Raw genomic sequence first — 14794 nt, 5'->3', positions numbered from 1 at the left:
CTTTTGTGGTCGGCTTCACGGCCAGTCCGACTAATAGTCGCTACGACCATAAAGGCCCGCGCGTTGATCCGCAAGCCCCTCAGCGCCCCCTGGAGCCCCGCTCGCGGATACGCCGACGGCCGGTCCCGGAATACCCGGAACCGGCCGCCAGAACGCCACGCAGACACCACGCAGACACCACGCAGGCGCTACGCGGACGCCTCCTAGAGGTCGACCTCCTTCATGAGCATCCCGACCTCGGTGTTGGACAGGCGACGCAGCCAGCCGGACTTCTGGTCGCCCAGGGTGATCGGCCCGAAGGACGTACGCACCAGCTTCTCGACCGGGAAGCCGGCCTCGGCGAGCATGCGGCGCACGATGTGCTTGCGGCCCTCGTGCAGGGTCACCTCGACCAGGTAGTTCTTGCCGGTCTGCTCGACGACCCGGAAGTGGTCCGCGCGCGCGTAGCCGTCCTCGAGCTGGATGCCGTCCTTCAGCCGCTTGCCCAGGTCGCGCGGGATCGGGCCGACGATGGCCGCGAGGTACGTCTTCTTCACGCCGTACTTGGGGTGCGTGAGGCGGTGCGCCAGCTCTCCGTGGTTGGTGAGCAGGATGACGCCCTCGGTCTCGGTGTCGAGCCGGCCGACGTGGAAGAGCCGGGTCTCGCGGTTGGTGACGTAGTCACCGAGGCACTGGCGCCCCTCGGGGTCCTCCATGGTGGAGACGACACCGGCGGGCTTGTTCAGCGAGAAGAACTGGTACGACTGGGTCGCGACGGTCAGGCCGTCGACCTTGACCTCGTCCTTCTCCGGGTCGACGCGGCGGCCCTGCTCGAGGACGATCTCGCCGTTGATCTCGACGCGGGCCTGCTCGATCAGCTCCTCGCAGGCGCGCCGGGAGCCGTAGCCCGCGCGCGCGAGGACCTTCTGCAGCCGCTCGCCCTCCTGCTCGGCGCCGGGGAAGGTCTTGGGCAGCTTGACGTCCTTCTTGCCCGCGTACCGCTCCCGGTTGCGCTCCTCGGCACGTGCCTCGTACTCGCGGGAGGTTCCCGGAGCCGTCCGCCCACTGCGCGGCTGGGCCTGCTTGGGGCCGCCCTTGGCACCGCCGCGCGCCGCGCCGCCCCGCCCGGACTTGGGGCCGTCCTGGGTGGCGCCGGGGCCCACGTCGTAGCGGCGCTCCTCCGGGCGCGGCTTCTTCGGCCGGCCGACCTGCTTGTCGTCGCGGGCGTTCCCGGCGCCGCGGTAATTACCGCGGCCACCGCTGCTCCCGCCGCGGCCGCCGCTGTTGCCACCACGGCTCCCGCCGTTGTTTCCGCTGCTGTTCCTGCCGCTGCTGCTTCGCATCAAAGTTCCGTCTTGTCGTCTGCGTCCTCGGAATCCGGAGCGTCCGGATCGAACGACGGCACACCCTCCTGGGTCTCGGCCTCGATCGCCTCCGCCTCCGGAAGGAAGGGCGCGAGCTCCGGGAGCTCGTCCAGGCCGCGCAGGCCCATCCGCTCCAGGAAGTAGTTCGTCGTCCTGTACAGGATCGCACCTGTTTCGGGTTCCGTGCCCGCCTCCTCGACCAGACCGCGCTGCAGGAGGGTGCGCATCACACCGTCACAGTTGACTCCGCGCACGGCGGAGACGCGGCTGCGGCTGACGGGCTGGCGGTAGGCGACGACCGCCAGGGTCTCCAGCGCGGCCTGGGTGAGGCGGGCCGTCTGGCCGTCCAGTACCAGCCGCTCGACGGCGGGCGCGTACTCGGCGCGGCTGTAGAAGCGCCAGCCACCGGCGACGAACCGCAGCTCGAAGCCGCGGCCCTGCACGGTGTAGTCGTCGGCCAGCTCCCGCAGCGCGTCCGCGATCTGCCGCTTCGGCCGCTCCAGGATCTTCGCCAGGTGCTCCTCGGTGGCGGGCTCGTCCACGACCATGAGGACCGCCTCCAGGGCGGGCTTGAGATCGAGATCGGCGACGGTACGGAGTCCCGCCGGGGGTTCCGCGGTCTCCTCGCTCATGCCTTCCTCTCCTCCTTGGACTCCTTGGGCTCCTCGGGCGGCCGGTCGAACTCGTCGGTGACCCTCGGCGCCGCGTCCGAGTCGCCGCCGGTCCAGCGCACGATCAGGTCCCCGAGCGCGGTCTCCTGGTCCAGGGCCACGGCCTTCTCCCGGTACAGCTCCAGCAGCGCGAGGAACCGGGCCACGACCGTGAGGGTGTCGTCGATGTCCTCCACCAGCACCCGGAAGCTGGCCTCGCCGAGTTCCCTCAGCCGTGCGACGACGATCCCCGCCTGCTCCTGCACGCTCACCAGCGGGGCGTGGATGTGGTCGACGTACACCTGGGGCTTGGCCTTGGGCTGCATCGCCTTGACGGCGAGCTTGGCGAAGCCCTCGGGCCCGATGCTGATGACGACCTCGGGCAGCAGCTCCGCGTGCTGGGGTTCGAGGCCGACGGTACGCGGATAGCGGCGGGCCTCTTCGTCCAGGCGCCGATTGAAGATGTCGGTGATCTGCTTGTAGGCGCGGTACTGCAGCAGCCGTGCGAACAGCAGGTCCCGGGCCTCCAGCAGCGCGAGGTCGGCCTCGTCCTCGACCTCGGCGGTGGGCAGCAGCCGGGCCGCCTTGAGGTCCAGCAGGGTGGCGGCGACGACGAGGAACTCGGTCGTCTGATCCAGGTCCCAGTCCGGCCCCATGGCCCGGATGTGCGCCATGAACTCGTCGGTGACCTTGGAGAGGGCGACCTCGGTGACGTCCAGCTTGTGCTTGGAGATGAGCTGGAGAAGCAGATCGAAGGGGCCCTCGAAGTTGGCGAGCCGAACCTTGAAGACGCCATCGGCAACGGGCTCGCCGGACTCCGGGACACCGGGCACGCCCGGATACCCGATCTCGTCCCTGGCCGGCCCCGCCGGTACGGCGCTGACCTCCTGCCCGTGCTCCGGTGCCACCGCCGGGGAAAACTCCACCTCGCGGGCTGCCGACCCCACCACAGACTCCGCCTCGCCTGCAGTCAGCCACGCCCCAGCCCCTGGCACAACGGCCTCCGGCGCCACACCGGACCCCAATACGACCGGCTGCACCACGGACTCCGCCTCGACAGCCGCAAGCCGCGCCCCAGCCTCCGGCTCAAGGGCCTCCGGCTGCCCCACGGACCCCGCCTCAGGGCCTACCGGCCGCACCAAGGACTCCGCCTCAACGGCCGTCGGCCCGCCCACAGGGTCCGTCTCAGGGCCTGTCGGCCGTGCCTCCGCCTCGGCAGCCGCAAGCCGCGCTGCCCCAGCCTCCGGCTCAACGGCCTCCGGCTGCCCCACGGACCCCGCCTCAGGGCCTACCGGCCGCGCCTCCGACTCCGGGTCGGCAGCCGCCGGTGGTGGCTCAGGGGTGACTGGTGGTGCCGCCGGCCCGGTGGCCGGCGTCGGCTCGGGTCGCGACGTTCCAGGTCCCCGGCCGAGCGCACGTCTGCGACCGGCGGCTGGGCCGGGGGCGGAAGCGTCGTTCGAGGTCATGGCCGTCGCAGGCTATCGCTTACGGCCCGCGGTGCCGACTAGCGACCCCGCAGCCGCCGTACCAGGATGCTCGCGTCCCCTCGGGACTCCAGGTCCGCCAGGACCACGGCGACCGCCTCGCGGACGATGCGGCCGCGGTCGACGGCGAGGCCGTGCTCGCCTCTGAGGACCAGTCGCGCGTGCTCGAGGTCCATCAGCTCCTCGGCGGACACGTACACGGTGATCTTCTCGTCGTGCCGCTCGCGCCCGCTGGGCCGCCGGTTGGCCGCCCGCCCGCGCTTGCGGGACTGTTCCGCCGCCGCGGGGGCGGAGGCGGCAGAAGAACCTTCCTGCGCCCGCCGGGTCGGCCGGGTACGGGACTCACCGGCCTCGGCCGGTTCCGCCTCCGCCGCGACATGCTCCGCGCCCTCGCCGTCACCGCCCTGGACGGGCACCGACGGCGGCACGTCCTCGGCGGCGGCCACATCGTCGCTCTCCCCCGCGGGAGCCGGCACCCGGGCCTCGCCGTTGGCCCCGCGCCGGGGCGTGGACGGCTGGAGCGCCATCCCCCCGGTCGTACGGAAGAGTTCGTCGGCCCCGGGCAGACTCACTCGGCGTGACACCGGGCGAGCACCTCCCTGGCGAGCTGGCGGTAGGCGGCGGCACCGACGGAGTTGGAGGCGTAGGTGGTGATCGGCTCACCGGCGACCGTGGTCTCCGGGAAGCGGACCGTGCGGCCGATGACCGTGTGGTAGACGTGGTCGTCGAAGGCCTCGACCACCCGGGCCAGGACCTCACGGCTGTGGACCGTGCGCGAGTCGTACATCGTGGCGAGGATGCCGTCCAGTTCCAGGTCGGGGTTGAGCCGCTCCTGGACCTTCTCGATGGTCTCGGTGAGCAGCGCGACACCGCGGAGGGCGAAGAACTCGCACTCCAGGGGGACGATCACCTTGTGGGCGGCCGTCAACGCGTTCACCGTGAGCAGGCCGAGCGAGGGCTGACAGTCGATCACGATGTAGTCGTAGTCGGGCAGCAGGGGCTTGAGCGCCCGCTGCAGGGTCGACTCGCGCGCGACCTCGGAGACCAGCTGGACCTCGGCGGCCGACAGGTCGATGTTGGACGGCAGCAGGTCCATGTTGGGGACCGCCGTCTTCAGCAGGACCTCGTCCGCGGACATCCCCCGCTCCATGAGCAGGTTGTAGACGGTGAGGTCCAGCTCCATCGGGTTGACGCCGAGACCCACCGACAGCGCGCCCTGCGGGTCGAAGTCCACGAGCAGCACGCGCCGGCCGTACTCCGCGAGCGCGGCACCCAGGTTGATGGTCGACGTCGTCTTGCCGACGCCGCCCTTCTGGTTGCACATCGCGATGATCTTCGCGGGGCCGTGGTCGGTCAGCGGGCCCGGGATCGGGAAGTACGGCAGCGGGCGTCCGGTCGGGCCGATGCGCTCACGGCGCTGGCGGGCCGCGTCGGGCGCGAGCGTGGCCGCGTACTCGGGATCGGGCTCGTACTCGGCGTCGGGGTCGTAGAAGTGCCCCTCGGGCAGTTCGTCGTAGTCGGCGAATTGGTTGTGGGGCGCGCCACTTCCGTCGCCGGCCATGGCGTTCACGTGATGGCCATCCATGCTCTGGTGTGCTGTCCGGACGGTCTGCCGACCCGGACTCTGGTGGGCTGCGAAGGTGCGCACAGCTACGGAGCCGACAGCCTCGAATCCCGCGGAGCCCTGGCCCCGTACAGGCATTCCTGGTTGACCACCCCCGGGAGAAAATGTCGACTCATTCACAAGTCGTCTTACCTCCTTGGTGACCAGGAAACTTCTAGACAAGGTCAGCGTGGCACCATGCCGACGGTTGGCGACTCTATGGCGTGTCGGCGGTCCGCAGCAACACAATCCGCCGGACCCGGCAGGATGTGTCGGCAATGAAACATCCCGCTGTCAAGGGCGTACGGCCGTCGCACAGCAGGTTTCACCGGTGTGCGAATCGGTCGAAGGGTTACGTTCGAGGCGAGTTGACCGAGAGTCGCAAAGTGACCATACACACATCCGGCCGGACCTTGTCGGGCAAGGTCCGGCCGGGTGCGCGGTGTTGACGAGGCGTGTTGACGAATCGCCTTTTACCTGTCGGTGACTTAGCGACTCACCAGGTCGGAGGGGTCAGTCGAGCAGGGAGTCCAGCTCCACGTGCTCCAGGCCGTGGGCCTCGGCGACCTCCTTGTAAACGACCTTGCCGTCATGGGTGTTGAGACCCTTGGCGAGCGCGGCGTCGCGGCGCAGCGCCTCCACCCAGCCGTTGTTGGCCAGCGAGACGATGTACGGCAGCGTGGCGTTGGTGAGGGCGTTGGTGGAGGTGTTCGGCACCGCGCCCGGCATGTTGGCGACGCAGTAGAAGACCGAGTTGTGCACCCGGAAGGTCGGCTCGGCGTGCGTGGTGGCACGCGAGTCCTCGAAGCAGCCGCCCTGGTCGATCGCGATGTCGACAAGAACACTTCCGGGCTTCATGCGGGACACCAGCTCGTTGGTGACCAGCTTCGGGGCCTTGGCGCCCGGGATGAGGACGGCGCCGATGACGAGGTCGGCGTCGAGGACGGCCTTCTCCAGCTCGAAGGAGTTGGACATGATGGCCTTGACCTTGGTGCCGAAGACCTTGTCGGCCTCGCGCAGCTTGTTGATGTCGCGGTCGAGCAGGGTCACGTCGAAGCCCATGCCGACGGCGACCTGGGTGGCGTTCCAGCCGGAGACACCGCCACCGATGACGACGGCCTTGGCCGGGGTCACGCCCGGGACACCGCCCGGCAGCACGCCACGGCCGCCGGCCGGACGCATCAGGTGGTAGGCGCCGACCTGCGGGGCCAGCCGGCCCGCGACCTCGGACATCGGGGCGAGCAGCGGCAGCGCGCGGTTCGGCAGCTCGACCGTCTCGTAGGCGATGGCCGTGGTGCCGGACTCGATGAGCGCGTCCGTGCACTCCTTGGAGGCGGCCAGGTGCAGGTAGGTGAAGAGGATCTGGTCCTTGCGGAGGCGGTGGTACTCCTCCGCGATGGGCTCCTTGACCTTCAGCAGCAGGTCCGCGGCGGCCCAGACCTCGTCCGCCGACCCGAGGATCTCGGCACCGGCGGAGACGTACTCGTCGTCCGTGATCGAGGAGCCGACGCCGGCGCCCCGCTCGATGACGACCTGGTGCCCGTTGCGCACCAGCTCGTGCACACCGGCGGGGGTGATGGCCACCCGGAACTCGTTGTTCTTGACCTCGCGGGGGATGCCGACCTTCACGTGGATCACGGTCCTTGGCTCAGAGGGTATGGGGGGTGCATTACAAGACATACCCAGGCATGCAGGGGCATACCGGGAGACACCGCAGGAGAACGAGCGGCAGAGCCAGTTTAATGAAGGTGTTCCGACTGTCTAGCCTTTCATTGCATCAATCTTCGCTGGATGCGCTACGGATTTCGCAGGCGTTAGCGTCCTGTTCCCCGCTGGAGTCGTCCTCCGACTGCTCCTCGTTCAGCATGCGCTCGGCCGCCGCCCGGTGCAGGCGGGCGGCCGTGGGGTCGCCGAGCCGGTCCAGGGTGTCGGCCAGCCGGAGCTGCAGCGCGGCCTGCAGCCGGACCTCGTCGGCGCGCCGCGCCCACTCCGCCGCCTCCTGGCAGGTGCGCAGCGACTCCTCGGGCCGCCCCGCGTACTCCTGGACCCGGGCCAGTTCGCTCAACGCCCGCGCGTAAGCGGCGACATCACCTTCCTTGCGGTACCCGGCGGCGGCCGCCCGCCAGTTCCTGAGCCCCTCGCCGTAGCGGCCCGCGTAGGTGTGGGCGGTGGCGATCCGGCCGTAGAGCCGGGCGGCCTCGGTGCGCTCGCCCCGGGCCAGCCGCTCGGCGAGGGCCCGGCCGAACCAGTCGGCGGCCCGGTCGTAGTCCCCCAGCTCCTGGTGCGCGCCGCCTACGGATTCCATCGCGCGGCGGGTCGCGTACGGGTCATTTGCTTCGCGTCCGGCGTCCAGGGCGGCCCGATAGCGGGCCAGTGCGTCCCGGGTGCGGCCGGTCTGCGCGTCCAGATCGCCCAGGTTCAGCAGGGCCGCGGCCCGCTCCCGGTGCAGCCCGCGCCGCTCGGCGACATCCAGCACCAGGCCGTGGACGCCGTACAGGTCGGGCGCGGCCGCCTGGGTGCCGAAGTGTGCCGCCATGGCCCTGACCAGCTGGGACATCAGCCGGCGGGCGAGAGTGTCCAGCTCCCCGTCGGCCACGGCCACGCGGACGGCGGCCAGCAGGGCGGGCCGGCGCACGCGCAGCCACTCCTCGGCCGCCCGGGGGGTGGGGAAGCGGAGCGCCGGGGGCGTCTCCTGCAGCTTCTCCCGGGCCTGCGGGCTGTCCGTCTCGGTGATCGCCCGGCACGACTGCAGCAGCCGTACGGTCCGCTCCAGCATGCGCGCCCGGGCCAGCTGCAGCTCCGCCGGGCGTTCCTGGCTCTCGGCGAAGGAGCGCAGCAGCGGGTGCAGACAGCCGGGGACGTCGTACTCGGGCAGCGGGGAGTCCACCGCGCGCAGCAGGCCGAGGAGGACGAACTCGTCCAGGGCGGCGCGGGCCGCGCCCACCGAGCAGCCGGCCAGGGCCGAGGCGGTGTGCGGGTCGATCAGGCCGGCCGGGGCCAGCGAGAGCAGTCGCAGTATCCGGGCGGCGGGGGCCGGCAGCTGGTCGTGGACGAGCCGGAAGACCCGGGCGAGCGGGGTGGCGTCGGCGCCCTCGGCGCCCTCGACGGCATCCGTGTGCATCCGCTTGGCGAGGTCGGAGACGGCCGCCTGGGGCCGGGAGGCGAGCCAGCCGCCGGCCAGGGTGAGCGCGGCCGGGTGGCCCTGGCAGGCCTCGGCCAGGCTCTCGGCGGAGCGCGGGTCGACGGTGATGCGCACCGAGCCGGTGTAGCGGGCGAGGAGTTCCACCGCCGACTTGGTGTCGAGGCCGCCCAGGGTGCACGGGCGGACGTCCGCGATGCCGGTGAGCGGGCCGCCGGAGACGGCGACCACCAGGCAGTCCGGGGTGTCCGGCAGCAGCGCGTCGACCTGCTCGGCGCCGGCCGCGTCGTCCAGCAGGAGCAGCGCGCGCCGCTCGGCGAGGGCCGCGCGCAGCGCCTCGGTCAGGTCGTCCTCGGCGGCCCCGGCGGGTGCCTGCACGTCCAGCGCGGCGAGCAACTCGCGGGCGGTGCGCTCGATCGGTACGGGGGTGCCGTCGGGCTCGCTGAGCCGGGCCCGCAGCACGCCGTCGGGGTAACGCTCGGCGACCTGTCGTACGAGTTCCTCGGCGACGGCTGTCCGGCCGGAGCCGGGGCGGCCCGCGATGAGGAGCACGCGCGCGCGGGGGGCCTTGCGGCCGGAGAGGGTGTCCAGGCCCGCGCGCTCGATGTCGGCGCGCAGCTCCTTCAACTCCCGTGTGCGGCCCAGGAAATGGTCCGCCGTGGCCGGGTGCGCGGACAGCCGCCCGCCGCCTGTGTCCACCGCCTGATCCGTCACGGGCCACGCTCCCGTCCCACCGCACGCGCAAGCCCGCCGGATCTTCCGGTACGGGCGTTTTCCAGAGCCTAGTTCACGCTCTGCGACGTTCCGGGAAGAGCACGGCGGGCACGTCCCCCGATCGGATCAGGCGATCGTCACACCAATGTGCGCACGGGTGGGTTCAGGACTCGAACGGGCGCGCGGGCCACGGCGCGTCGGCCGGGCGCAGGGCGTCCAGACCGCCCTCGGACCGCGCCGCCACCAGCGAGAGGACGCCGACGACGAGGCAGTTGTTGTGCACGTCACCGGCGAGCACCAGGCGCACCAGCTCGTCGACCGGCACGCGCGCGTACTCCATGTCGGTCTCCTCGTGCTCCGTCTCGAACCGCTCCCCCTCGGCCTCGGACAGATCGCGGGCGAGGAAGATCCGTACGGCCTCGTCACAGCCGCCGGGGGTGGTGTAGACGTCGGTCAGCACCCGCCAGTTCTCGGCCTTGACGTGCGCCTCCTCGTACAGCTCGCGCTGGGCGGCGTGCAGCGGGTTCTCGCCGGGCACGTCGAGCAGGCCGGCCGGGATCTCCCACAGCTTCTGCCGCACCGGGTGGCGGTACTGGCGGATCAGCAGGACGCGGTCCTCCTCGTCGAGGGCGAGGACGGCGACCGAGCCGGGGTGCACCTGGTAGTCGCGGCGGACCACGGAGCCGTCGGGCATGACCACGTCATCCGTGCGAACGGAGGTCTTGTTGCCCCTGAAGGGGGTCTCCGTCGCCCGGATCTCCCACTCCTCGGGGGTGTCCTTGATCGTCATGCCCTGTCCTTCCACACACGCTTTAAGGAGACCAGCCAAAAAAGACCGGCCACAGTGAAACCGGGGTGCGCACCTTTGAAGGTATGCACCCCGGCCACCGTACAACTGGTGTGTTACTTGGAATTCTTCCGCTCGACCGAGGCCTTCACCAGGCCGGCGAAGAGCGGGTGCGGACGGGTCGGCCGCGAGCGCAGCTCGGGGTGCGCCTGCGTGGCGACCAGGTACGGGTGGACGTCGCGCGGGTACTCGACGTACTCGACGAGCTTGCCGTCCGGGGAGGTGCCCGAGAAGAGGATGCCGGCCTTCTTCTCCAGCTCCGCGCGGTAGGCGTTGTTCACCTCGTAGCGGTGACGGTGCCGCTCCTCGATGTACTCCTTGCCGTCGTACACCTCGCGCACGATGGAGCCCTCGGCCAGCTTCGCCGGGTACATGCCGAGCCGCATCGTGCCGCCCATGTCGCCCTCACCGGCGACGATGTCCATCTGCTCGGCCATGGTGGAGATGACCGGGTGGCCGGTGGCCGGGTCGAACTCGGTGGAGTTGGCGTCCGGGATGTCGGCGAGGTTGCGCGCGGCCTCGATCACGATGCACTGGAGGCCGAGGCAGAGGCCGAGCAGCGGGATCTTGTTCTCGCGGGCGTAGCGGATGGCGCCGACCTTGCCGAGCACACCGCGGTCGCCGAAGCCGCCGGGGATGCAGATGCCGTCGACGTCGCCGAGAGCCGCCTTGGCGCCCGCCGGGGTCTTGCAGTCGTCGGAGGTGACCCACTTGATCTTCACGCGGGCCTTGTTGGCGAAGCCGCCCGCGCGCAGCGCCTCGGTGACCGACAGGTAGGCGTCGGGCAGGTCGATGTACTTGCCGACGAGGGCGAGGGTGATCTCGTGGTCGGGGTTGTGGACGCGGTCGAGCAGGTCGTCCCAGGTCGTCCAGTCCACGTCACGGAACGGCAGGTCGAGCTTGCGCACGACGTAGGCGTCCAGGCCCTCGGAGTGCACGACCTTCGGGATGTCGTAGATCGAGCGGGCGTCCGGGCAGGCGACGACGGCGGCCTCGTCGACGTCGCACATCAGCGAGATCTTGCGCTTGATCGCGGTCGGGACCTCGCGGTCGCAGCGCAGGACGATCGCGTCCGGCTGGATACCGATGTTGCGCAGGGCGGCGACGGAGTGCTGGGTCGGCTTGGTCTTCAGCTCGCCGGAGGGGCCGATGTACGGCAGCAGCGAGATGTGCACCACGAAGACGTTGTCCCGGCCGACCTCGTGGCGGACCTGGCGGACGGTCTCCAGGAACGGCAGCGACTCGATGTCGCCGACCGTGCCGCCGACCTCGGTGATGACGACGTCCACCTCGTCGGTGGCCATGCGCCGGATGCGGTGCTTGATCTCGTTGGTGATGTGCGGGATGACCTGCACGGTGTCGCCCAGGTACTCGCCGCGCCGCTCCTTGGCGATCACGGTCGAGTACACCTGGCCGGTGGTGACGTTGGCCGAGCCGTCCAGGTCGCGGTCGAGGAAGCGCTCGTAGTGGCCGATGTCCAGGTCGGTCTCGGCGCCGTCGTTGGTGACGAACACCTCACCGTGCTGGAAGGGGTTCATCGTGCCCGGGTCGACGTTCAGGTACGGGTCCAGCTTCTGCATCACGACGCGCAGGCCGCGGGCCTTGAGCAGCATGCCCAGGCTGGAGGCGGTGAGGCCCTTGCCGAGCGAGGAGGCGACACCCCCGGTGACGAAGATGTGCTTGGTCGTCGTAGATTTCGGCGGCATGGCCAAGAGGGGGCTCCCGTGGTCGCTGTCTGTGATGCGGTCCGGCTACCCGCCCGGAGATTTCCGGAGGCGCCGTCGCTGCGGTTCGGGGGTTTGTCGCCCACCGGTCCACGGGCTACCAGCGTATCAGCGCCCGGAGGGGATGGCTTCCGGCCACGCTCCGCGCTCGCGCCGACACGACACCCGTCACGTGCGTATACACAGGTGCGCACCGGTCACATCGATATCACCCGCTGCTCACTCGTTCGGCCCACACGGGTTGCCCGGAGCGGCACGCAGATCATCTACGTGCGTCGTATCCTGCTCGGACACTCGCTGCCGAGCCCGGCCGGAACGACGGCACACCCCCGCCTGCATCACCCGGAACAACGAGAGCGCGGCAGTTCGTTGAGCAAAGACTGTCGTTTTGCCTCAGGGCTCGGCGGGCTGCTTTGCTTCACCGCTCAACGACGCATAACAACGACCCCTTGACCGCACTAGCGACAGCCCCCTTGTGTGGGGGTGACGTGGCCGTTCGACTGGAGTTGCACGTGGCCGGGCGCATCGAAGACTACGCACTCATCGGAGACATGCAGACCGCGGCACTGGTCTGCCGGGACGGCACAGTCGACTGGCTGTGCCTGCCCCGCTTCGACTCGCATGCCATCTTCGCCGGCCTGCTGGGCACCGAGGAGCACGGCTTCTGGCGGCTCGGCCCGGCACACGCGGCCGACGCGCAGCCCCCCACGGCCGCCCGGCGCAGCTACCGCGGCGACTCGCTGATCCTGGAATCGGAGTGGGACACCCCGCGCGGCACCGTGCGCGTGACGGACTTCATGCCCCCGCGTGACGGCGCGCCGCAGCTGATCCGGATCGTGGAGGGCGTCACCGGCCGGGTGCCGATGCGCTCCGCGCTGCGGATGCGGTTCTCCTACGGCCGGATCGTGCCCTGGGTGCACAAGCACGAGGGCCGGACGGTGGCGGTCGCCGGGCCCGACTCTGTGTGGTTCGACACGGAGGCCGAGACCTACGGCAAGGCGCTGACCACCTACGCCGACTTCACCGTCGCCCCGGGCGACCGGATCGCGTTCACCATCTCGTGGCAGCCCTCGCACAAGGAGCCACCGCAGCTGCCGGAGCCCGAGCAGTCGCTGGAGGCGACGGAGGAGTTCTGGCGCGAGTGGGTCGAGCACTGTACGTACCACGGTCCGTACCGCGAAGCGGTGATCCGCTCGCTGATCACCCTGAAGGCGCTGACGTACGCCCCCACGGGTGGCATCGTCGCGGCCCCGACCACCTCCCTCCCCGAGGACATCGGCGGCGTCCGCAACTGGGACTATCGCTACACCTGGCTGCGCGACGCCGCGATCACCCTCTCCTCCCTGCTGCGCACGGGCTACCGCGAGGAGGCCCGGGCCTGGCGCGAGTGGCTGCTGCGCGCGGTCGCGGGCGACCCGGAGAACCTGCAGATCATGTACGGCCTCGCGGGCGAGCGGGAGCTGGGTGAGGCGGAGCTGGACTGGCTGCCGGGCTACGAGAACTCGGGGCCGGTCCGGGTCGGCAACGGTGCGGCCCACCAGCTCCAGCTGGATGTGTACGGCGAGGTCACCGAGGCCCTGCACCTGGCCCACATGACCGGCCTGGCCCGCCACGACTACGCCTCCCTGCTCCAGCTCAAGCTGATCCGCTACCTGGAGGACCACTGGCAGGAGCCGGACGAGGGCATCTGGGAGGTGCGCGGCCCGCGCCGGCACTTCGTGCACTCGAAGGTGATGGCCTGGGTGGCGGTGGACCGCACCATCAAGCTGATCGAGTCCGGTGACGCGGACGGCCCGCTGGAGCGCTGGAAGGAACTGCGCGACGACATCCACCGGGACGTGTGCGAGAAGGGCTACGACCAGGAGCGCAACACGTTCACCCAGTCCTACGGCTCCAAGGAGCTGGACGCCTCGCTGCTGCTGATCCCGCAGATGGGCTTCCTGCCGCCGGACGACAAGCGGGTGATCGGCACCATCGAGGCGATCCAGCGCGAGCTGTCCACCACGGACGGGTTCATCCTGCGCTACCCGACGGAAGGCGAGGACGAGGGCGTCGACGGCCTTCCGGGCGACGAGGGCGCCTTCCTGGCCTGCTCCTTCTGGATGGCCGACGACCTGGCGATGATCGGCCGCGTGGACGAGGCCCGCAAACTCTTCGAGAAGCTCCTCGCCCTGCGCAACGACCTCGGCCTGCTCGCCGAGGAGTGGGACCCGCGCCTGCAACGCCAGGTCGGCAACTTCCCCCAGGCCTTCAGCCACGTTCCGCTGATCGACACGGCACTGCGGCTGACGGCTTCGGGGGCGTACGGCGGCTGAGCGCCACCCCCGCCCCGGCCGTCATCCATGCGTACGGCCGGGGCGGGGCTTCTCAGCGGTGGGCCGCCGCGACGAGGCGTCGCAGGGCGGCATGGGCGGGTGGGCCCCAGGTGGGCTTGCCGCCGGGGCGGCCGCGGACGCCGGCCTCTCCGACGAGGATGCCGCCGAGGGCGCGCCACACGGCCCAGCCGCGGGCGCGACGCAGGGTCGCGGCGTCCGCGGTCGGCCGGTACGCGCGATGGAAGCGGTCGGCGGCGCCGTCCGGCAGCAGTGTCCACGGGGCGGCGAGGTCGCAGGCCGGATCGCCCGCGCAGAGGTCGCCGAAGTCGATCACGCCGCAGAAGGTGCCGTCCGCGGTGAGGACGTTGGCCGGGTGCAGGTCGCCGTGGAGCCACACTGGTGGGCCCGCCCAGTCGGGCGCGGCGACGGCGTCCTCCCAGACCGCGCGGACGGCGTCCGGGTCGGGGATCAGCCCCATCTCGGTGGCCGAGGCGAGTCCCTCGGCGAACTGCTCGGCGCGGTCGGCCAGCGGCCCCCCGCGGTCACGGCCGACGGGCGCGCCGTCGGGAGCGGGTCGGTGAAGAGCGGTCAGGAAGACGGCCAAGCTGTCGGCCGCGTCCGCGGCGCGCGTGACCGGGGCACGGTCGGCAGGAGCGCCCGGCACCCAGGTGGTCACGATCCAGGGCCGCGGGAACCGCTCGGAGGGCTCCCCGAGGCGCTGCGGGACGGGGACCGGCAGGGGGAGGCGCGGGGCCAGGGCGGGCAGCCAGGCGTGCTCCTTGCGCAACAGCGCATCGGCGGACTGCGTCGCCCAGGGCAGCCGGACGGCGAGGTCGTCGCCGAGTCGCCACAGTTGGTTGTCCCAGCCACGTGCGCCGAGCCTCACAGGCCGATCGGCCAGGTCGGGATGCTGGTCACGCAGCAGATCCCGGACCAACTCCGCGGTGATCTCGATCTCGGTGTGGGTCATGCGGA

11 protein-coding genes are annotated in these 14794 nt (G+C 71.1%); 1 reads left to right on the top strand and 10 read right to left on the bottom strand.

Annotation, left to right across the window (positions count from 1 at the left end):
* Positions 1 to 203 precede the first annotated feature (203 nt).
* The 9 genes from BEK98_RS13135 to BEK98_RS13095 form a co-directional block, all read right to left on the bottom strand.
* Positions 204 to 1322: a pseudouridine synthase gene (locus tag BEK98_RS13135; protein WP_094216669.1), complete on the bottom strand. Its 1119-nt coding sequence runs from the start codon at positions 1320 to 1322 to the stop codon at positions 204 to 206.
* A complete protein-coding gene (scpB, locus tag BEK98_RS13130) occupies positions 1322 to 1975 on the bottom strand; it encodes an SMC-Scp complex subunit ScpB (protein ID WP_094216668.1) in 654 nt (217 codons plus the stop codon). The genes BEK98_RS13135 and scpB overlap by 1 nt, the downstream gene beginning before the upstream one ends.
* Positions 1972 to 2940, bottom strand: coding sequence for a segregation and condensation protein A (locus BEK98_RS13125; protein WP_425276606.1), 969 nt, complete (start codon positions 2938 to 2940; stop codon positions 1972 to 1974). The genes scpB and BEK98_RS13125 overlap by 4 nt, the downstream gene beginning before the upstream one ends.
* A 557-nt stretch (positions 2941 to 3497) precedes the next feature.
* The gene (locus BEK98_RS13120; RefSeq protein WP_167444151.1) at positions 3498 to 4061 is read right to left on the bottom strand and encodes a hypothetical protein; all 564 of its coding nucleotides are present in this window, start codon (positions 4059 to 4061) and stop codon (positions 3498 to 3500) included.
* Positions 4046 to 5179, bottom strand: coding sequence for a ParA family protein (locus BEK98_RS13115; RefSeq protein WP_094216665.1), 1134 nt, complete (start codon positions 5177 to 5179; stop codon positions 4046 to 4048). Before BEK98_RS13115 ends, BEK98_RS13120 begins: the two co-directional genes overlap by 16 nt.
* A gap of 414 nt (positions 5180 to 5593) precedes the next feature.
* Positions 5594 to 6718: an alanine dehydrogenase gene (gene ald, locus BEK98_RS13110; protein ID WP_094216664.1), complete on the bottom strand. Its 1125-nt coding sequence runs from the start codon at positions 6716 to 6718 to the stop codon at positions 5594 to 5596.
* 139 nt (positions 6719 to 6857) lie between these two features.
* Positions 6858 to 8933, bottom strand: coding sequence for a tetratricopeptide repeat protein (locus BEK98_RS13105; RefSeq protein ID WP_094216663.1), 2076 nt, complete (start codon positions 8931 to 8933; stop codon positions 6858 to 6860).
* A 163-nt stretch (positions 8934 to 9096) separates the two neighbouring features.
* Positions 9097 to 9723, bottom strand: coding sequence for an NUDIX domain-containing protein (locus BEK98_RS13100; RefSeq protein ID WP_094216662.1), 627 nt, complete (start codon positions 9721 to 9723; stop codon positions 9097 to 9099).
* A gap of 113 nt (positions 9724 to 9836) precedes the next feature.
* Entirely contained in the window at positions 9837 to 11486 is a 1650-nt protein-coding gene (locus BEK98_RS13095) for a CTP synthase (protein ID WP_094216661.1), read from the bottom strand.
* A 530-nt stretch (positions 11487 to 12016) separates the two neighbouring features.
* On the opposite strand from BEK98_RS13095, the gene BEK98_RS13090 reads away from it, so the two are divergent.
* Entirely contained in the window at positions 12017 to 13819 is a 1803-nt protein-coding gene (locus tag BEK98_RS13090; RefSeq protein ID WP_094216660.1) for a glycoside hydrolase family 15 protein, read from the top strand.
* A gap of 52 nt (positions 13820 to 13871) precedes the next feature.
* Here the strand turns inward: BEK98_RS13090 and BEK98_RS13085 are convergent, their stop codons facing one another.
* Positions 13872 to 14789 carry an aminoglycoside phosphotransferase family protein gene (locus tag BEK98_RS13085; protein WP_094216659.1) on the bottom strand — a complete coding sequence of 306 codons (918 nt, stop codon included), beginning with the start codon at positions 14787 to 14789 and terminating at the stop codon, positions 13872 to 13874.
* Positions 14790 to 14794 lie beyond the last annotated feature (5 nt).

It is taken from the genome of Streptomyces diastatochromogenes, assembly GCF_002242805.1.
Classification (GTDB): domain Bacteria; phylum Actinomycetota; class Actinomycetes; order Streptomycetales; family Streptomycetaceae; genus Streptomyces; species Streptomyces diastatochromogenes.
Note: the sequence above shows the minus strand (reverse complement) of the source record. Positions and strands in the feature narration are given on the sequence as shown.